Source organism: Bradyrhizobium sp. 134 (assembly GCF_023074155.1).
Classification (GTDB): Bacteria; Pseudomonadota; Alphaproteobacteria; order Rhizobiales; family Xanthobacteraceae; genus Bradyrhizobium.
Genome location: NZ_JADPKX010000074.1, coordinates 569,606 through 587,888, shown reverse-complemented (window position 1 = coordinate 587,888; position 18,283 = coordinate 569,606). Strand labels below are relative to the sequence as shown.

Genomic DNA, 18,283 nt, shown 5'->3' with positions numbered 1-18,283 from the left:
TCGAGTCGCACTCTCGCCACGTGCGTGACGCGTTTGACTCATGTGACGTCGCATCGCGCGTGATGAAAAGTTTTCGATGCGTACGTTTCAGGCAAGCTTCGGCGAATAATGTCACCGTTCGACAGATCGAACCGAACGGAGCATTCTCGCATGTTGTCCGATGGACAAGCTCGTCCCAACGCGACCGCCGATGTTTCCGCAGCGGCGAAACCGGCTGCGGAGACGCGCGATGCCAGAGACAATGCGGCGCCGACGGCCAAGCCTTTTGCAAATACCCAGTCTTTTTCAAATACCAAGCCCACTGCAAATACCAAGCCTGCCGCGAATACCAAGCCCGCTGCGAGCACCAAGCCTGCGTCGGCAGCAGCGAGCGATGAAACTCTGGCGAAAGAGGCGCTCGAGGGTCTGAAGCGTATTCGCGCCAAGGCGCGCCTCGACAAGATGGCAATCTCCAAGCCTACGCCCATCGTGATCAAGCCGGCCGTGATCGTGGCCAAACCGCCGCCGCCGCGCCCGACATGGGTCGTGCCGCTCGCGACATTGGCGGTCGCTGCGATCCTGGTCGTCTGTGCCTGCACCGGCGTAATCGCCTATCTCACCACGCAGCCCGCCCAGAGCAACGTCGCGGCCAATACTGAGATCAGGAACCTGCGCGAGACGGTGGCGCAACTGCGCAGGCAGGTGTCGGGCGTGTCCGACAATCTCGACGGCCTGCGCACCGCGGTCGATCAATCGAGCAAGGCGACCAATGACCGTTTTGGCCGGTTTGGCGAAAATCTGGATCGCATCGAACGGGTGAGCTCGTCCTCTACGGTGAAGCTCGACAAGCTTGCCCAGGTGCAGGCCCAGGCTCCGGCGCCCGTCGCCTCACAGCCAATGCCAATGATGGCCTCGGCCGCTGCGCCCGAGGTCACGGGATCGGTAGCACCGTCGGAGCGCATCTCGGCGCCGCGCAAGACGGTCAAGGGCTGGTCGGTCCGCCAGGCCTATGAGGGGATTGCGATCCTGCAAGGCCCGAACGGCGTCGTCGAGGCGGTGTTGGGACAGCAGGTGCCCGGCCTTGGCCGTATCGAGGAGATCAAAAACGAGAACGGACGTCTGGTGGTCGAGTCCAGCGGGGGCGTCATCTATTCGTCACGCAAGGCCACGCCCTGATCGAGGGCCACTTCTATTTGCGGTGATGCTCGAAGCTGGTGCATAGCAGATCGACCTCCGCCTCCGCGATCGGCGCCCGAAACAGGCGGCAGCTGAACTCGGCCGTCGTCCTGCTGTCCGTGGTGGTGCGATCTTCGCGGAGGAAGATGCATCGCTTGCAGACGTCGGTATGGTGCCGCTGTTCGGCTGCGTCCGACTGATCCAGCACGTGGCGGAGCGCGTCGCGGAAGCTGACCTTCGCCTCGCCCTCGAGCACGGCGATGGCCTCGACGAGGACGTTGACGGGGTCGCGCACCAGGAACTTCTTGCCCTGTTGTGTCACGCTCAGCATCACCGACCGCTTGTCCTGGGCCGAGCGCTTTCGCTCGAGATATCCGAGCCGCTCCAGCTCGCCGATGATGAACGAGGCGGTACCACGCGTGGTGCCGACGTAACTCGCGAGCGCCGACGGCGTCCTGGAAAACCGGTTGGCGCGGGAAAGGAAACGCAGCGCCATCCACTCGCGGTCACGCAAGCCGTGCTTGGTGCCTTCGAACCACAGGATCCGGGCGACCTGTTCCAGCAGTTCAATCGATTCGCGAGCCAAGTTCATTTCAATTCCAGGTCGGTAAAGCTTAATTCAATTGAGCTTTTGGTAGCGCAATCCGGGCGGCGGATAATGAGGATCCCCAAAGAGGTGGAACCTTCCGGTCGTGGAACTAGAGCGTCGCGAAGAAAGTTCGAGTAAATCGCCCGGCTCAACTCTTCTGAAAATTTCAGTCAAATGACCGCGGAGTACGCGCAAATTCCGATAGCGTGGGATGTGCGTGCAACATGATGTGTCGTTGCGACCACCGCAAAGCCCATTTGTTGCGTGATGCGCTTCGAATCGCGCGAGCAGGCGGATCGGCCGCAACTCGGGCCGGCGGAAAGGGGCGCGAGGGAACCACCGTTTGCGGTTAATGGATGTTGCGTTGCAATGCGGCCAGGCGGTTAAATCGAAATAGGATCGAGCCCGGGAATGCCAGAGTGTCGTCCGTGATCGAGCAAGTGAAGCCGTTCAGCGTCAAGCGCGCAGCATTGGCCGCCACCGTCGGCAACATGCTCGAATTCTACGACTTCATCACCTACAGCTTCTTCGCCATCCAGATCGGCCATACCTTCTTCCCGACGGGAAGCGAGTACGGCAGCCTGATGCTGTCGCTGGCGACTTTCGGCGCCGGCTTCGTGACGCGGCCGATCGGCGGAATCGTGCTTGGGATCTATTCCGACCGGATCGGCCGGCGGCCTGCCATGCTGCTAAGCTTTGCGCTCATGGGTCTATCGATCCTGACTATCGCGCTCACGCCGTCCTATCAAACGATCGGCCTTGCAGCGCCCGTCATCGTGATCGCGGCGCGTATGGCGCAAGGCTTTGCTCTGGGCGGGGAGGTTGGACCGACCACCGCCTATCTGATCGAGATCGCTCCGCCTGAGCATCGCGCGCTGGTGGTGGCCTGGCAGCCGGCCAGCCAGGAGATCGCCGCGACCGCGGGCGCGCTCGTCGGCGTCATCCTGAGCAGGACGATGGCGCCGGAGATGCTCGACGCCTATGGCTGGCGGGTGGCGTTTCTGATCGGGGCGGTGTGCCTGCCGTTCGGCTTCTGGATGCGCCGGACGCTGCCCGAGACGATCCCGCAGGCCGAAGCCGGTGCCGGCACCGTCGAGCACACCGGTCATCTTTCGCAGGCGAGACGGCACCTTGGCATCATCGGACTTGCGTTGATGATCCTGGCAAGCGGCACGATCTCGACCTACGTCACCCAATATATGACGACCTATGCGCAGAATACGCTGCATGTGTCGTCGACCCTGGCTTTCACCGTGTCGCTGGTCAGCAACGGCATCCAGTTTGTTGGCGCGCTGGTCGGGGGCTGGCTGGCGGATCGTCTCGGTCGCAAGCCGGTGATGATCTGGCCGCAGCTCGCAACGCTGCTGCTGACCTACCCGACCTTCCTGTGGATCGTCCATGCGCCCGGCGCGTTGTCGCTCCTGGTTGGTTTCGGTGTCCTGTCCGTCATCGGCTCGCTGCCGTTCACCGCGTTCTACGCGACCTTCACCGAGGCGTTGCCCCAGAACATCCGCGGCGGCGTGTTCGCGACCGTCTATGCGGTCGCGATCGCGAGCTTTGGCGGGACGGCGCAGCTCGTGGTCACCTGGCTCCTCCACGTCACCGGCAATCCGCTGGCGCCGGCCTGGTACCTGCTGCTTGCGGCGATCGTCGGACTTGGCGCAATGAGCCTCATGCCCGAGACTGCGCCGGTGAAACAGCGTCAGAATAAGATCTGAAAACAAGCCCCGAAAGTGGCGCGCTCGCAGGCTGGTGATTTGCGTTTCACCGGCAATTATTGGCGAATGCGCGCCTGAAGGATCAGGGCCGCGCATCAGGAAGGATTAACCGATGAGTATCGAAACCACCATGACATCCGACGTCGTCGGGCTGACCAAGGTCGCCCCGGTCTCCCGCCGCGGATTCATGAGCGCCACCGCAGCCGTCGCCGCCGGCTACACGCTTGCGGCCGGGCCCGTGCGCGCCGAGGCGATCACGACCGACACCAGCGGCCTCCGGACCGGCGACGCCAAGATCAAGGTCGGTTCCGAGGAGATGCCTGCGTATTTCGCCCGCCCCGCCGGCGACACCAAGGCGCCGGTGATCATCGTGGCGATGGAGATTTTCGGCCTGCACGAATACATCAAGGACGTGACGCGGCGCCTTGGCAAGCTCGGCGCGTTCGCGATCGCGCCCGACTACTATTTCCGTAAGGGCGTCGATTTGACCAAGGTAACCGAGATCAAGGACCTTCTGCCGATCGTCAATGCCAAGCCGGACGCTGAGCTGCTGTCCGATCTCGATGCGACGGTGGCGTGGGCGGGATCGCAAGGCGGCGACACCGGTAAGCTCGGCATCATCGGCTTCTGCCGCGGCGGGCGCACAGTCTGGGAATATGCCGCTCACAGCGGCAGCCTCAAGGCCGGCGTCGCCTTCTACGGTCCGCCGGTCGATCCAGCCAATCCGCTGTGGCCGAAAAGCCCGATGCAGCTCGCGCCCGAGATGAAGGCACCGGTGCTCGGCCTCTATGGTAGCGCCGATACCGGCATTCCCGTCGCCCAGGTCGAGCAGCTCAAGACAGCCTTGGAGCAGAACAAGAAGACGGCCGAATTCAAGATCTATCCGGAAGCGCCGCACGGCTTCCATGCCGACTACCGCGGCAGCTACCGCAAGGACGCCGCCGAAGATGCCTGGCAGCAAGCTCAGACCTGGTTCAAGAAGTATGGCGTCCTGAGCTGAGGTCGATTTTCAAAAGGGCGGCCCGAGCGGCCGCCCTTTTTATTCCAAGGCGTCGATCTCACTTCACCATCGCGCCATAGACGATGTCCTGAACCTGTTCGCGATAATATTTGCGCAGCTCGCCCGGCGCCGCCGTTCCCACCACGACCATGAGACGCTCCTTGGGGTCGCAGAAGAATTGCGTTCCGTACGCGCCATTCCAGGTGAACTCGCCGGGATTGCCGGGGACTGACGACAATCCCTCGCTGGTGCGGACCGCGACCGAGAGGCCGAAGCCGAACCCGGCGCGATGCGGCTCGATGTTCGCCACGTTGTTCTTGATCTCCGGGCCGAGATGATTGGTCGTCATGTGATGCACGGTCCTGGGACCGAGGACGCGCTGGCCGTCAAGGTCGCCGCCGTTGAGCAGCATCTGTCCGAAGCGGATGTAGTCGCCGACGGTCGCGAACGAGCAGGCGCCGCCACAGTCGAATTTTGTCGGCGTGTCCAAAAGCTTGATGGCTTGCGGCTTGCCGGTAAGCGGATCGTTGGCGAACGGGCGGGCGAGGCGAGGGCGCTGTGCGTCGGTCGGGTGGAAGGTCGCGTCCTTCATCTCGAGCGGCTGCCAGACATTGGCGGCGAGATAGTCGCCGAGCTTCTGCTCGCTGACCTTCTCGACGACGGCGCCGAGCACGTCGATCGAGAAACCGTATTCGAACTCGGTCGAGGGCTGATGCGCCAGCGGTAGCTTGGTGATGCGATCGATGAAGGCCTGGGTGTCACCTTCGATCGCTGGCGCGGTGCCTTCCGGATATTGCCGTGCCACCGGGCTCGCGCTGTCCGGGCGGCCGCCGTACATCAGGCCAGACGTGTGTCGGTACAGGTCATGAATGAAGATCGGTGATGCCTGCGGTTCGAGCTTCAATGAACCGTCGGCCTGCTGAACACCGACCTTCATGTCGGCAAAGCCGGGATAATAGTCGGACAGCTTGGCCTGGAGCGGCAGCTTGCCCTGCTCCATCAATGTCAGGCCCGCGACTGCGGCCATCGGCTTGGTCATCGAAGCCAGCGCGAAGATCGCGTCGATAGGCATCGGCGTGCCCTTGTCCGGATCCAGCATGCCGTAGGCCTTGTAGTGCACGAGCTTGCCGTCACGGGCGATCGCGACGACCGCGCCGGGGACGCGCTTGGCGGCGATCTCACGTGCGAAGAAATTGTCGAGCCGTGCAAGGCCTTGTTTCGAGAAGCCGGCGTCGTCTGGACTAGCTTCGGGCAGCGGTGCGGCGCGCGCTGCGCCGAACGTGATGGCGGCAGCGGCCGCGGCGATCATGGCGATGTTCTTCATGGAATCCTCCCAAGCTCGGGCTCGTTATGCATTGGCCCGCTCAGCGATTAGATCACGACCGCACCGGCGCGAAGTCAAGCGCGGGCAGGGCATGTCTAGGACGCCGGGAATGCCGGAGCCCTATCCTCCTTCCTCCGCTTGCCACAACGCCTCGAGGGCGTGGCGGTAGGTCGGATAAGCGAGCGTGACGCCGAGCTCGCGCTTCATTTTCGCGTTGGAGACGCGGGCGCTGCTCGCATAGAAGCTGCGGGCCATCGCCGACATCTCGGCGGTCTCGAACGGCTCTTCCGGCGGCGGTGCAACGTTCATCAGCTTCGCCGCGTAAGCGATCACGTCCTGCGGCGGCGCCGGCTCGTCGTCGCAGACGTTCCACGTGCCGCCGCTCGGGTGATGAATCGCGGCCATGATCGCGCTCGCGATGTCGTCGACGTGGATGCGGTTGAACACCTGTCCCGGCTTGATGATGCGCCGCGCCGTTCCAGCGCGCAGCGTCACCAGCGCGTTACGGCCGGGGCCATAGATACCCGCAAGCCGCAGGATCGCGGCGTCGCCACCGGTCGTGTCGGTCCACGCCTGTTCCGCTGCGACCCGCATGCGCGTGCGGTCGAGGTCCGCCTTCGGCGGCGTGCTCTCATCGACCCAGTCGCCGGCGTGACCACCATACACGCCGATCGTGGACAAATAGACGATTTTGCGCTCGCCGCCCGCCGCCAGCAGGCCGGAGAAGGCGGCGATTGCGGGATCGCCGGCGCTGTCGGGCGGGATCGAAACGAGAAGGACATCCGCGTCTCTCATGCGTTCGATCGTCTCGCGTGCCGGACTGCTGCCGGAGAAAGCATGCACCTCGACGCCGGCGAGAGCGCCCCGCTGCGCGGGATCGCGCACCGTGCCGGCAATATGCGAGAAGCGGCCACCGAACAGGCGGACGAAGTGCTGCGCACTGTAGCCGAGGCCAAGGATAAAGAGCCGCATACATCTTCCTTGCAGGTCGGAGTTCCCGTTCGCGCCGCAGCGCGCCTCCGCTCATAAGAGATTTTTGGGTCCGGCAAAAGATATTGCAATTTGTCTCGCCCGCCTGTGCAGCTGATGGTCGCTCGTCGGGAGGGACGTATAGATCATGCAGGCAGAAGCGCCCGCCATAAGGCCATGTGACGCCGCCGAGCTGATCCGCCGCGCCACCGCGCTGATCTTCGACGTCGACGGCACCTTGGCTGAGACCGAAGAGCTGCATCGGCAGGCCTTCAACCATGCCTTCGCCCGCCACGGTCTCGACTGGCAATGGGACCGGGGCGTCTACAAGGACCTGCTGCGGGTCACGGGCGGCAAGGAACGGATCCGCGCCCACCATGAAAGGCTGAGGATTGCCGCGCCATTGTCAGATGTGGACATCGCGGAACTCCACCGCATCAAGACCGCGCATTATGCCGAACTGGTCGAAACCGGCTGCTGCCCCTTACGGCCCGGGGTGACGGATCTCCTCGCTGCTGCCAAGGCGCGCGGCCAGCGGCTCGCGATCGCGACGACCACGTCGCACGGCAACATCGATGCGCTGCTGTCGCAGGCTTTGGGAAAGCGCTGGGCCGCGGATTTTGATGCGATCGTCGCCGGGGATGATGTGCCGCACAAAAAGCCTGCGCCGGATGTCTATGTCGAGACACTGGCGCGGCTGAAGCTCAACGCGTCCGACTGCGTCGCGATCGAGGATTCCACCAATGGCCTGATCGCAGCCGCGCGGGCGAACATTCCCGTGCTCATCACCAGAAGCATGTTCTTCCGGGACGACAATTTTAGCCAGGCGCGGGTCGTGCTGGATGACCTGTCTGGGCTCGGGGTGAGGCGCTAAAACAAAAAAACTGAAAAACAACCCCATGCACAGTAGAATGTGCCTGCGGGCCGAGTGCCCTCAATGGACGCGGTGGCTCGTTCTATCGTCCTCAGCTTGCTCGACAATTTGCGCGATCGGGCTGGACTGGTGGTGCACCAGGCGCCAGTCGTCGCCGACGCGCCGAAAATGGTTGGCCGCAGCCAATGCCGTGCCGTCGACGATCTCAATGCAGAGCACGCGCGCGCTGTCGCCATCGACTATGGCCTGCGGTTCCGCGCAGACGATCTGCGGCCGTTCCGGACTCTGCAGGATGTCGCGCCAGCTTCCGATCACCGTGGCCCGGCCGATGATGGCCGGCCAGCCGGGATGAATGCAGGAAATGGCGTCATCGTCCGCCCACATCCGCTCCATTTCGTCGAAATCGCCAGTCGAGAAGGCGGCGTAGAACGCTGCGTTCGCGGCGATCACCTTGGTGTCCTTTGCCATGCCTCTCGGGTGGGGCAATGACAGGCAAAAATCAAGCAAGACTTCCGTCGACTTTCCGCTCGCTCTGGACCGCAATGCAGCATTGCTGCCGGTTTTGTGGTCACACCGAGACCAGGGTCTCCACCGCACGCCGCGCGCCATCCTTGTAGAGTCGGCCGAGCGCCGCGGTCACGGCCTCGCGCAGGCGCGGCTCCGTGCCCAGCGGCCCGAACACTTTTGTGACGCCGAGCAGCGCGGGCGCCAATCGTTCGGCGATGGGACCTGCCTCGCGCGCCAAATCGGCGAACTCGGCGGCGAGCGGGTCGCGCACGTCGATGGTGCGGCCCTTCTCGTCGAGGCCGCTGACGTAGCGCATCCAGCCGGCCACCGCGAGCGCATGCGTTGCGATCGGCAGGTTCCTGGCGAGACGATCCTGGATCGCGCCGAGCAGCCGCTGCGGCAGCTTTTGCGAGCCGTCCATCGCGATCTGCCAAGTGCGGTGATGCAGTGCCGGATTGGCGAAGCGCTTGAGCAGCGAGGCGCGATAGGCGGCCAGGTCTGCGCCTGATGGCATCGTCAGCGTCACCGCGGCCTCTTCCATCACCTGCGCGGCGAGGCGCGCGAAATGCGGATCCTGCATGGTGTCGGCGATGGTCTCGTAGCCGGCGAGATAGCCGAGATAGGCCAGCGCCGAATGGCTGGCGTTGAGCAGCCGCAGCTTCATCAACTCGAACGGCTTGACGTCGTTCACCAGTTCGACGCCGGCGGCGGCAAGGTCGGGCCGGCCTGCCGTAAAGCGATCCTCGACCACCCATTGCGTGAACGGCTCGGTCATGACCGGCCATGCGTCGTGCAAACCGAGTGCTGATGAAACCGCATCGCGGTCACCATCCGTCGTCTCCGGCACGATGCGGTCGACCATGGTCGAGGGGAAGGCCGCGGTATCCGCGATCCACTTGCCGAGATCCTTCGAGCGTAGCGCGGCGAATTGCGTCACGATCCGCTGTACGGTGTGGCCGTTGGCGGCGAGGTTGTCGCAGCTCAGCACGGTGAAGGGCGGGGCGCCCAGGGCCCGCCGGCGCGCCAGCGCGGCCACGATGAAGCCGGGAGCCGAGCGCGGCGCGTCGAAATTGTTGAGGTCGTGCACGATATCAGGATGCCGCTCGTCGAGATCGCCGGTCTGCGGCGTGTGGCAGTAGCCCTTCTCGGTGACGGTGAGGGAGACGATGCGAATGGCGGGATCGGCCATTCGCTCGACCAGTCGTGCCGGGCTCTCGCGCGCGACCACGCTGTCGAGCAGCGCACCGATGATGCGGTGTTCGGTGCCTTCGGCTGCACGGACGGCGACCGTATAGAGATGATCCTGCGGGGCGAGGGCGTCGCGTGTGTCAGGGCTGCGCAGGCTGGCGCCGACGATGCCCCACGAGGTGGCGCCGGCCGCAAGGCAATCATCGATGACGACGGCCTGGTGGGCGCGATGAAACGCGCCAAGGCCGAGATGCACGATGCCGGAGGTGACGCGCGAACGGTCGTAGGCCGGGCGGCGGATACCTGGTGGCAGCCGATCGAGATTGGCGCGGCCAAGGCGTGTCGAACCAGGGCGCATGGTCGTCTCTCCCCTTGTTTGGCCGCTGCTTGACATGACGCCTGTCCTCGGTCAATGCTGCGGTCAATTGGTAAGACCAATTTTCCAAAATTGGCGGGCCGCGGGCAGCGATAGCTGCCGGCATGACCCTTTCGGGAGGACCAGCGTGCCGCTGGAAGCTGTGGAGGCGAGACGGCTTTATCGCCAGGTCGCCGATCAATTGCGAAGCCTGATCGACAGCGGCGAGTACGCGGTCGGCAGCCGCTTGCCGACCGAACGCGAACTCGCCGAGCAGCTCAGGATTTCCAGGCCGACGGTGCGCGAAGCCCTGATCGCGCTCGAAGTCGAGGGCCGCCTCCGCATCCGCGTCGGTTCCGGCATCTATGTGATCGAGCCCGCCGCGGTTGCGGCGACCGCGCCTGCTTCCGTCATCGAGGGCCCGTTCGAGCTGCTGCGCGCCCGCGAGTTCCTGGAAAGTGCCATCGCCGAAGAAGCCGCGCGCGTGGCGACGAAGGACGACGTTGCCCGCATCGATGCGTCCCTTGTCGCGATGGAGAACGTAGAACACCCCGGCGAAGCCTCGATGGTCCACGACCGCGCCTTCCACGTCGCGATCGCCGGAAGCCTCGGCAATGCCGTTCTGGTCCGTGTGGTCGGCGAGTTGTTCGACCAGCGCCTCAATCCCTATTTCGCGCAGCTTGCGCATTATTTCGAGAGCCCGGGCACGTGGCGCACTGCGCTCGACGAGCATCGCGCGGTGCGCGACGCCATCGCCGCACACGATCCTGAAGCGGCTCGCGACGCGATGCGTGATCACCTCGCGCGATCCCAAGAGCGCTTTGCGCAGAACTTCGGCGCCGAGAAAGCGGCAGGACCGTCTTCCGGGCGCACCGCGCGATCGACGTCAAAGCCGTCAAAACCGGAACGTGCGCCGAAGAAGAAGCGAGCTGCGAGCAGCAGCGCGCGACAGCGATGACATTGTGCGGCCCGCACCCGCCTTGGGGACGGGCTGACAAGAAGCAGATTTAAAAGAAGCAGACTTGAAAGACGGAGGAAAATCAGTGTTGAAAAAGATGACAATGGTGCTGGCGGTCTCGGCCGCGGCGATGATTGCTACGACTGGCGCCGGCACGGCACAGACCAAGCTCAAATGGGCCCATGTCTACGAGACCTCGGAGCCGTTCCACACCGCGTCGGTCTGGGCCGCACAGGAGATCGGGAAGCGCACCAACGGGCGCTATGCGATCGACGTCTATCCGGCCTCGCAGCTCGGCAAGGAGGCCGACATCAACCAGGGCCTTTCGCTTGGTTCGGTCGACATCATCATCTCCGGCTCGAGTTTTGCCGCGAAGAGCTTTCCGCCGATCGGCGTCACCTATTATCCCTACACCTTCCGCGATGCCGATCATCTGCTCGCCTACACCAAGAGCGACATCTTCAAGGAGCTCACCAAGGGTTATGAGGACAAGAGCGGCCACCACATCGTCGCGGTGACCTATTACGGGGTGCGCCAGACTTCGTCGAACAAGCCGATCAAGACCTGTGCCGACCTCAAGGGCCTGAAGATGCGCGTGCCCGACGTTCCCGCCTATCTGGCGATGCCGCGCGCCTGCGGCGCCAACACCGCGCCGATCGCGTTCGCCGAAGTCTATCTGGCGCTCCAGAACGGCACCGTCGAGGCGCAGGAGAACCCGCTGACCACGATCGAGGCCAAGAAGTTCTACGAGGTGCAGAAGCACATCGTGCTGACCGGCCACATCGTCGACCATCTCTACACGGTGGTGGCCGGCGCGCTCTGGAAGAAGCTCAGCGATGAGGACAAGAAGATTATCACCGACGTCGCGCAGGAGGCAGCCGCCAAGGCGACCGCGGAGATCAAGCAGAACGAGGCCAAGCTGGTCGCCTTCTTCAAGGAGAAGGGCCTGACCGTCACGGAGGTCGACAAGAACGAGTTCCGCGACACCGTGCTGAAGAACGTCGCGTTCGAGACGTTTGGCTATCGCAAGGCCGACTGGGAACGCATTCAGGCGGTGAAGTGACGACGTAGTCGTCATCCCGGAGCGGTCCGCAGGACCGAACCTCAGGTGCGCAATTGCGCACCTGGGAATCTCGAGGTTCCGGGTCTGGTGCTGACGCACCATCCCGGAACGACGTGATCAGTTTGAGGAGCAACCCATGTCCACCGCCGAAACGCACCGGCAGATCACCGCGGACGAGATCGCCCACACCTTCGAGGAAGAGGCGGCGCCGAAGGTCGATCTCGGCATCTACGCTTTTGAGGACTGGGTCGCGCTGGCGATTTTCTGGGTGATGGCGCTTGCCGTCTTCCTCCAGTTCTTTACCCGCTATGTGCTCAACGACAGCTACGCCTGGACCGAGGAGATCGCTACCTACTGCCTGATCGGCGTGGTCTTCATCGGCTCATCGATGTGCGTGCGGCTGTCGCGGCACATCCAGGTCGATCTGATCTATCGCTATCTGCCGCACCTCGTGGCCCGGGCGTTGTCGACGGTGATCGACCTGATCCGGATCGCCTTCTTCGGCTACGCAATCAAGCTGGTCTGGGTCTACATCCAGATCATCGGCGATGAATCCATGACCACGATCAATCTTCCCAAGGACTACGTCTACTATGCGGTGCTGCTCGGCTTCGTGCTGATGTTCGTGCGCTCCGTGCAGGTGGCAGTGCAACATTTGCGACAGGGCTATTCGATCCTCGAACGTCCCGGCGCCTACGACGGCTTTGAAGGGTAATTCCATGTTGCTGTTGCTTGGAGGCTTCCTCATCCTCATGCTGCTCGGCGTTCCCGTGGCCATCGCCATGGCGGCGTCGTCGCTGCTCTACATCCTGGTCAGCGGCGTGACTCCCGACGTCACGCTGGCACAGCGCATGATCGCCGGCGTCGAGAGCTTTCCGCTGCTCGCGGTGCCGTTCTTCATCCTGGCCGGCAATCTCATGAACATCGCGGGCGTCACCGGCCGCATCTACAAGTTCGCCGTCGCGCTGGTCGGCTGGATGCGCGGCGGCCTCGGCCACGTCAATATCATCGGCTCGGTGATCTTCTCCGGAATGTCCGGCACCGCAATCGCGGATGCCGCCGGTCTCGGCACCATCGAGATCAAGGCGATGAAGGACCACGGCTACTCCACGGAATTCTCCGTGGGCGTCACCGCGGCCTCCGCCACGCTCGGGCCCATCATTCCGCCCTCGTTGCCTTTCGTGATCTACGGCATGATGGCCAACGTCTCGATCGGCGCGCTGTTTCTGGGCGGCGTCATTCCAGGCGTTGTCCTGACGCTGCTCATGATGGCCACCGTCACCTACTTCGCGCACAAGAACAAATGGGGCAGCGATACGCCGTTCTCCTGGCCGCAATTGGGATCGGCGGGGCTCGAGATCGTCGTCGTATTGAGCTTCCCGATGGCCGTCTGGCTTCTGACGGTCGCCGGTCTCTCCACCAATTGGGCAGTTGGTCTCGGCCTGTTCGCGCTGCTCGCGATCGACTGGTACTTCGATTTCTCCGCGGTGATGGCGCTGATGGCGCCGGTGATCCTGATCGGCGGCATGACGCTCGGCTGGTTCACCCCGACGGAAGCCGCGGTCGCCGCCGTGATCTGGTCGCTGTTCCTCGGCCTCGTGCGCTACCGCACCATGACACTGAAGACGGTGGCGAAAGCGACCTTCGACACCATCGAGACCACGGCCTCGGTGCTGTTCATCGTCACGGCGGCCTCGATCTTCGCCTGGCTGCTGACGGTGTCGCAGGCGGCCCAGATGCTGTCGGACTGGATGCTCAGCATCACCCACAACAAATGGGTGTTCCTGGCGCTCGCCAACGTCCTGATCCTGTTTGTCGGTTGCTTCATCGACACCACGGCGGCGATCACCATTCTGGTGCCGATCCTGTTGCCGATCGTGCTCAAGCTCGGCATCGACCCGATCCATTTCGGTCTGATCATGACGCTGAACCTGATGATCGGCCTGCTGCATCCGCCGCTCGGCATGGTCTTGTTCGTTCTCGCGCGCGTCGCAAAACTCTCGGTCGAGCGCACGACGGTGGCGATCCTGCCCTGGCTGGTGCCGCTGATGCTCGCATTGATCGCGATCACCTACATTCCCGAACTGACCCTCTGGCTGCCGAAATACATGGGACTTTCCAAATGACATCCACAGCTCTCGCCGCAACCCTGTTTGGCCCCGAAGATCTGCGCATGGTCGAGCATCCGCTTGACAAGCTCGCTGAAGGCATGGTGCGCCTCCGTTTCGGCGCCGGCGGCATCTGCGGCTCGGACATGCATTATTTCCGTCATGCCCGGACCGGCGATTTCGTGGTGAAATCGCCGCTGGTGCTCGGCCACGAGATCTCCGGCGAGGTCGTGGAGATCGCGGGCTCCGCGGCGAACCTGAAGGTCGGCGACCGCGTTGCCGTCAACCCGTCGCGCTGGTGCGGCCATTGCGGCGCCTGCCGCCAAGGCCGGCAAAACCTCTGCGAAAATATCTACTTCATGGGCTCGGCCTCGAAGACTCCGCACATGCAGGGCGGCTTCGCCAATTATTTCGACGCGGTTCCGGCGCAGTGCGTGAAGATCCCCGATCATGTGTCCTATCAGGCTGCGGCGCTGGCCGAGCCGCTCGCGGTCTGCCTGCACGCCGTCGCGCGTGCCGGCAACATCGAAGGCAAGCGCGGCATCATCTTCGGTGCCGGTCCGATCGGGCTTCTGACCATGCTCGCCGCGCGCCGCGCCGGCATGACCGACATCACGGTGGCCGACATCGCGCCGGCGCCGCTGGCCTTTGCGACCCGGCTCGGCGCTTCTCACGTCGAGAATGTCTCGGCCGGCGAGGAAGGCCTGAAGGCGCAGGCCGCGTCGCGCCCCTACGATGTCGCTTTCGAAGTCTCGGGCACGGCTGCAGGCCTTGCCAGTGCGATCGGTATCGTCAGGCGCGGCGGTGTTGTCGTACAGATCGGCAATTTGCCGGGTGGCCAGATTCCGGTGCCCGCCAATGCGGTGATGGCCAAGGAGATCGATTTGCGCGGCTCGTTCCGGTTCGGGCTCGAGTTCATGACCGCGGTAGAACTGATCGCGGACGGCAGTGTCGACGTGCTGTCGCTGGTGACCGCCGAGCGGCCGCTGTCCACCGCGCCGGACGCGCTGCGGCTGGCGCTCGACCGCTCGCAGAGCGTCAAGGTCGTGCTGACCGCGAACTGATCGGAGAAAATGGGCATGATGCTAGAGGGATGGCGCTGGTACGGGCCGGATGATCCGGTCTCGCTCGACGATGTCAGGCAGGCCGGGGCGAGCGACATCGTCTCGGCGCTGCATCAGGTGCCGATCGGCGAACCCTGGACGCGCAAGGCGGTCGAGGAGCGCAAGAACTTCATCGAGCGTGGCCAGCCCGGCCGCTCACAGCTGACCTGGTCGGTGGTGGAATCGATTCCGATCCCCGACGACGTCAAGCGTCTTGGGGCCAAGGCGACGCGCTCGATCGAGACGTGGATCGCCAGCCTGGAGGCGGTTGCCGCCGCCGGCATCAAGATCATCTGCTACAACTTCATGCCTGTCGTGGATTGGTGCCGCACCGATCTGGAATGGGAGCTGCCGAACGGCGCCCGCGCCATGCGCTTCGACCAGGATCGCTTTGCTGCGTTCGAGCTGCACATCCTGAAGCGTCCCGCCGCTATCCAGGAATACTCATCCGAGCAGCAGGCCCGCGCGAAAAAGCTGTTCGACCAGATGAGCCAGGCCGATATCGACTATCTCGTCATGGTCATCGCCAGCGCGCTGCCGGGCTCGACCACCGAGCCGATGACCATTCCGCAATTCCGAGACCGGCTCGAAACATATCGCGACGTCACGCCAAAAATTCTGCGGCAGCATCTCGCCGAGTTTTTGGGCCGCGTCACGCCCGTCGCCGAGCAGCTCGGCGTTTCGCTGACGCTGCATCCGGACGACCCGCCGCGCCCGCTGTTCGGCCTGCCGCGCGTCGCGTCCAGCGCCGACGACTATCAGGCGTTGTTCGATGCCGTGCCGTCGAAGGCGAATGGTATCTGCCTGTGCACGGGGTCGCTCGGCGTGCGCGCCGAGAACAATCTTTCCGCGATGGCCGAACGCTTCGGTCCGCGCATCGCCTTTGCGCATCTGCGCGCGACCAAGCGCGAAGCGGATGGTTTGTCCTTCTACGAGTCCGATCATCTCGACGGTGACGTCGACATGGTCGCGGTGCTGAAGGCGCTGCTGAAGGAGAACGCGCGGCGTTCGCCCGACCGGCAAATCGTATTCCGGCCCGATCATGGCCATCGCATGCTCGACGATCTCGCGGCGACCAAGCGCACCAATCCGGGCTACACCGCGATCGGCCGCCTCCGCGGCCTCGCCGAGCTCCGCGGTGCGATCCGCGCGATCGAGCATCGATAGAGGCCAAAACTCTATCCACACCGTCATAGCGAGCGCGGCAACGCAATCCAGAATCCCTCCGCGGAGAGACTCTGGATTGCTTCGCTACGCTCGCAATGACGCGGAGGGAGAGGTGCCTCGTCTCAACCTTGTCCTCTTAAGCGGGAAGGCAGAATACGTCCCGGGCACGCGCACAGATTGTCAAAGTTCCAGCCATATGCGAAGGTAGCGCCATTCCGTTTTCGATCGACGGATTGCAGCAATAAGCCATTTAGGAGCTTGATGTGAGCATTCTGGTCGAACTCCCTCCCGATCAATATGACAGGCGGGCATTTGCAAAATTCAACGAGACATCAACCGGCTTTGATCTCGACATCGCTCGCGCGATGATGTGGATGTCGCAACTCGCCTACGAGACCCATGTGCCGGACACCATCAATAGGATCTCTCCGTTCTGGGATCTGTCCGGTGTCAAGCTGCTGAGCCAACCGGCGCATTCGACGCTGCCGCTGACCGACACGCGCGGGATCATCGCGAGCAAGAGCGACGCAACCATTGTCTCCTTCGCCGGCACCGACCCGCTTCATCTCCTGAACTGGGTCAGCGATTTCACGCTTGGCCGACCGAAGGCGCCCGTGCGCCAGGGGTTCGTCGATGCGGCGGCGGCCGTGTGGGACGGCGTGAAGAGCGCACTGGCGGCAGCGCTGGCGCGCAAATCACCGATCTTCATCACTGGGCACAGCCTCGGCGCCGCGATCGCGGTGGCAACGGCGGACTTCGCGCGGGAGCAGCTCCAGCTCGCGGATGCGCAGATCTATCTTTACGGTTGTCCGCGCGTGGGCCGCGACGATTTCGTCGCCCTCTACAACGGTACGTTCGGCAGGACGACCTATCGTCTCGTGCACGGCACCGACATCGTCCCGACCGTGCCTCCGCCTGGGCTTGGCTTTCATCACGTCGGCCGTTATCTCGCCTGTGCACGCGGCGCCAAATTCAGCGCTAGCCAGCTCACGACGAATGTTGGTTCGGATGAGCCAATGGCGAATGCTGGAATTGGTGAGCAGGTCCGCAATCTCCTCAGCGGCGTATCCGAGAACACGCGGTCGGATGTCGTCGGCAGGCTCACGGTGCTGCTGCCGGCGGGGATCGGCGATCACCTGCCCGATCGTTACTGTGCCGCGCTGACACCCGCCTAGACTTCGGTTTTGATGCGTTTTCTTCACGTGAACCGGTCCACTTCGCCCGAAAACGCGCTAGTAGCAAGCCGCCATCGCGCCGAGCTTCGGATAGAGCCGGTCGATCGCGGCGATCTCGCTTTTCATCTGCGCGGTGATCCAGTCGCGGATCTCGGCGGCGATGGGACGCATCGGCCGGTTGCGCGGCGGCAGGAATTCGCAGATGCGGCGTGTGGTGGTGAGCGTGTCGGAGGCCGGCACCAGCGCGCCGGTCAACAGCCAGTGCGAGGCGACCGTCAGCCAACCGAGCGCGATGCCCTGGCCGAGCAGGGCGGCCTGCATCACGACGGCATAGTCCGTGAAGCTCAGCGCCTTGGCCGCACCGCGGCGCCCCGTGAGAAGCGATGCGTAATCCGCGGCCCAGTCGCCCGGCGTCTCGGCGAGCCGAATGATGGTGTTGCCCTCGGCGGGATCGGTTTCGCCGAGATAGGCAGGACTGCACATCGGCAGCATGACCTCCTTCATCACCAGCGTGCCGCCGGATGACGGCTCCTCGCGATCGCGGAAGCGCATGCCAAGATCGACATTTTCCACCGGACCGCGGAGCGCGCCGGAGATCAGTTGAAAGCGCAAATCGACCTGAGGGAATTGCCGCTGCAGCTTGTCGATGCGCGGCATCAGCCAATGCGTGGTGAAGGCGGAGGAGACCGACAGCGTCACCGTCTCGGTGCCCTTGCGGCGCCGCTCGATCTCGACCAGCCCGCTCTCGATGCTGCGAAAGCCTTCGAGCACGCGGCGATACAAGAGTTCGCCTTCCTCGGTGAGTACGGCGCGTCCCGCCTTGCGGTCGAACAGGCGGACGCCGAGATGGTCCTCGAACTGACCCAGCATCCGGCTCACCGCAGGCTGGGTGACGTTCAATTCGGCGGCCGCAGCCGTGAAGCTGCCATTGCGCGCCGCTGCGTCGAAGACGAATAGGGCGTTACTTGAGGGCAGCATCCGGCGCAGCTCGGGCATAACACCATGTTATGAGCCGGGTGAGAATTTGGCA

At 63.9% G+C, this 18,283-nt stretch carries 17 protein-coding genes; 11 read left to right on the top strand and 6 right to left on the bottom strand.

Translation table 11 applies throughout. The annotated features are described in order from the left end of the window. Window positions 1-150: 150 nt before the first annotated feature. Window positions 151-1,155, top strand: a complete 1,005-nt coding sequence (locus IVA75_RS32925) for a hypothetical protein (RefSeq protein WP_247287771.1) — start codon at window positions 151-153, stop codon at window positions 1,153-1,155. A 13-nt stretch (window positions 1,156-1,168) separates the two neighbouring features. Here IVA75_RS32925 and IVA75_RS32920 read toward each other — a convergent pair whose 3' ends face one another. Then, the gene (locus IVA75_RS32920; protein ID WP_027570502.1) at window positions 1,169-1,747 is read right to left on the bottom strand and encodes a MarR family transcriptional regulator; all 579 of its coding nucleotides are present in this window, start codon (window positions 1,745-1,747) and stop codon (window positions 1,169-1,171) included. A gap of 425 nt (window positions 1,748-2,172) precedes the next feature. Between IVA75_RS32920 and IVA75_RS32915 the strand changes: the two genes are divergently transcribed. Both IVA75_RS32915 and IVA75_RS32910 read left to right on the top strand, forming a co-directional pair. Beyond that, entirely contained in the window at window positions 2,173-3,462 is a 1,290-nt protein-coding gene (locus tag IVA75_RS32915) for an MFS transporter (protein ID WP_247288296.1), read from the top strand. Window positions 3,463-3,574: 112 nt separating this feature from the next. Next, complete coding sequence (locus tag IVA75_RS32910) at window positions 3,575-4,462, top strand: dienelactone hydrolase family protein (protein WP_247287772.1); 888 nt, start codon at window positions 3,575-3,577, stop codon at window positions 4,460-4,462. A 58-nt stretch (window positions 4,463-4,520) separates the two neighbouring features. Here IVA75_RS32910 and IVA75_RS32905 read toward each other — a convergent pair whose 3' ends face one another. Continuing rightward, window positions 4,521-5,786: a serine hydrolase domain-containing protein gene (locus tag IVA75_RS32905; RefSeq protein ID WP_247287775.1), complete on the bottom strand. Its 1,266-nt coding sequence runs from the start codon at window positions 5,784-5,786 to the stop codon at window positions 4,521-4,523. Window positions 5,787-5,906: 120 nt separating this feature from the next. After that, entirely contained in the window at window positions 5,907-6,758 is an 852-nt protein-coding gene (locus tag IVA75_RS32900; RefSeq protein ID WP_247287776.1) for an SDR family oxidoreductase, read from the bottom strand. A gap of 145 nt (window positions 6,759-6,903) precedes the next feature. Here IVA75_RS32900 and IVA75_RS32895 point away from each other — a divergent pair, with 145 nt between their 5' ends. After that, window positions 6,904-7,629: an HAD family hydrolase gene (locus tag IVA75_RS32895; RefSeq protein WP_247287777.1), complete on the top strand. Its 726-nt coding sequence runs from the start codon at window positions 6,904-6,906 to the stop codon at window positions 7,627-7,629. A gap of 60 nt (window positions 7,630-7,689) precedes the next feature. Here IVA75_RS32895 and IVA75_RS32890 read toward each other — a convergent pair whose 3' ends face one another. Together IVA75_RS32890 and IVA75_RS32885 are read right to left on the bottom strand one after the other, a co-directional pair. Beyond that, on the bottom strand, window positions 7,690-8,097 hold the full coding sequence (locus IVA75_RS32890; protein WP_247287778.1) for a nuclear transport factor 2 family protein: 408 nt from the start codon (window positions 8,095-8,097) through the stop codon (window positions 7,690-7,692). A gap of 100 nt (window positions 8,098-8,197) precedes the next feature. Next, entirely contained in the window at window positions 8,198-9,682 is a 1,485-nt protein-coding gene (locus tag IVA75_RS32885) for a mannitol dehydrogenase family protein (protein WP_247287779.1), read from the bottom strand. Between the two features lie 145 nt (window positions 9,683-9,827). Between IVA75_RS32885 and IVA75_RS32880 the strand changes: the two genes are divergently transcribed. The 7 genes from IVA75_RS32880 (at window position 9,828) to IVA75_RS32850 (ending at window position 17,253) form a co-directional block, all read left to right on the top strand. Beyond that, window positions 9,828-10,637 carry a FadR/GntR family transcriptional regulator gene (locus IVA75_RS32880; protein ID WP_247287780.1) on the top strand — a complete coding sequence of 270 codons (810 nt, stop codon included), beginning with the start codon at window positions 9,828-9,830 and terminating at the stop codon, window positions 10,635-10,637. 103 nt (window positions 10,638-10,740) lie between these two features. Next, on the top strand, window positions 10,741-11,700 hold the full coding sequence (locus IVA75_RS32875; RefSeq protein ID WP_247288297.1) for a sialic acid TRAP transporter substrate-binding protein SiaP: 960 nt from the start codon (window positions 10,741-10,743) through the stop codon (window positions 11,698-11,700). Window positions 11,701-11,836: 136 nt separating this feature from the next. Further along, the gene (locus tag IVA75_RS32870) at window positions 11,837-12,415 is read left to right on the top strand and encodes a TRAP transporter small permease (RefSeq protein ID WP_247287781.1); all 579 of its coding nucleotides are present in this window, start codon (window positions 11,837-11,839) and stop codon (window positions 12,413-12,415) included. A 4-nt stretch (window positions 12,416-12,419) separates the two neighbouring features. Continuing rightward, window positions 12,420-13,826 carry a TRAP transporter large permease gene (locus IVA75_RS32865; RefSeq protein WP_027570512.1) on the top strand — a complete coding sequence of 469 codons (1,407 nt, stop codon included), beginning with the start codon at window positions 12,420-12,422 and terminating at the stop codon, window positions 13,824-13,826. Beyond that, window positions 13,823-14,872, top strand: coding sequence for an L-idonate 5-dehydrogenase (locus IVA75_RS32860; protein WP_247287782.1), 1,050 nt, complete (start codon window positions 13,823-13,825; stop codon window positions 14,870-14,872). The genes IVA75_RS32865 and IVA75_RS32860 overlap by 4 nt, the downstream gene beginning before the upstream one ends. A 15-nt stretch (window positions 14,873-14,887) precedes the next feature. Next, window positions 14,888-16,078 (top strand): mannonate dehydratase, encoded by a 1,191-nt coding sequence (uxuA, locus tag IVA75_RS32855; protein WP_247287783.1) that lies wholly within the window; start codon window positions 14,888-14,890, stop codon window positions 16,076-16,078. 263 nt (window positions 16,079-16,341) lie between these two features. Continuing rightward, a complete protein-coding gene (locus IVA75_RS32850) occupies window positions 16,342-17,253 on the top strand; it encodes a lipase family protein (protein ID WP_247287785.1) in 912 nt (303 codons plus the stop codon). A 57-nt stretch (window positions 17,254-17,310) separates the two neighbouring features. Here IVA75_RS32850 and IVA75_RS32845 read toward each other — a convergent pair whose 3' ends face one another. Then, the gene (locus IVA75_RS32845) at window positions 17,311-18,249 is read right to left on the bottom strand and encodes a LysR family transcriptional regulator (protein WP_027570516.1); all 939 of its coding nucleotides are present in this window, start codon (window positions 18,247-18,249) and stop codon (window positions 17,311-17,313) included. Window positions 18,250-18,283 lie beyond the last annotated feature (34 nt).

Coding starts and splice junctions, on each gene's coding strand:
- IVA75_RS32925 (WP_247287771.1), top strand. CDS start 151: ATGTTGTCCGATGGACAAGCTCGTCCCAACGCGACCGCCGATGTTTCC.
- IVA75_RS32920 (WP_027570502.1), bottom strand. CDS start 1,747: ATGAACTTGGCTCGCGAATCGATTGAACTGCTGGAACAGGTCGCCCGG.
- IVA75_RS32910 (WP_247287772.1), top strand. CDS start 3,575: ATGAGTATCGAAACCACCATGACATCCGACGTCGTCGGGCTGACCAAG.
- IVA75_RS32905 (WP_247287775.1), bottom strand. CDS start 5,786: ATGAAGAACATCGCCATGATCGCCGCGGCCGCTGCCGCCATCACGTTC.
- IVA75_RS32900 (WP_247287776.1), bottom strand. CDS start 6,758: ATGCGGCTCTTTATCCTTGGCCTCGGCTACAGTGCGCAGCACTTCGTC.
- IVA75_RS32895 (WP_247287777.1), top strand. CDS start 6,904: ATGCAGGCAGAAGCGCCCGCCATAAGGCCATGTGACGCCGCCGAGCTG.
- IVA75_RS32890 (WP_247287778.1), bottom strand. CDS start 8,097: ATGGCAAAGGACACCAAGGTGATCGCCGCGAACGCAGCGTTCTACGCC.
- IVA75_RS32885 (WP_247287779.1), bottom strand. CDS start 9,682: ATGCGCCCTGGTTCGACACGCCTTGGCCGCGCCAATCTCGATCGGCTG.
- IVA75_RS32875 (WP_247288297.1), top strand. CDS start 10,741: ATGGTGCTGGCGGTCTCGGCCGCGGCGATGATTGCTACGACTGGCGCC.
- IVA75_RS32870 (WP_247287781.1), top strand. CDS start 11,837: ATGTCCACCGCCGAAACGCACCGGCAGATCACCGCGGACGAGATCGCC.
- IVA75_RS32865 (WP_027570512.1), top strand. CDS start 12,420: ATGTTGCTGTTGCTTGGAGGCTTCCTCATCCTCATGCTGCTCGGCGTT.
- IVA75_RS32860 (WP_247287782.1), top strand. CDS start 13,823: ATGACATCCACAGCTCTCGCCGCAACCCTGTTTGGCCCCGAAGATCTG.
- uxuA (WP_247287783.1), top strand. CDS start 14,888: ATGATGCTAGAGGGATGGCGCTGGTACGGGCCGGATGATCCGGTCTCG.
- IVA75_RS32845 (WP_027570516.1), bottom strand. CDS start 18,249: ATGCCCGAGCTGCGCCGGATGCTGCCCTCAAGTAACGCCCTATTCGTC.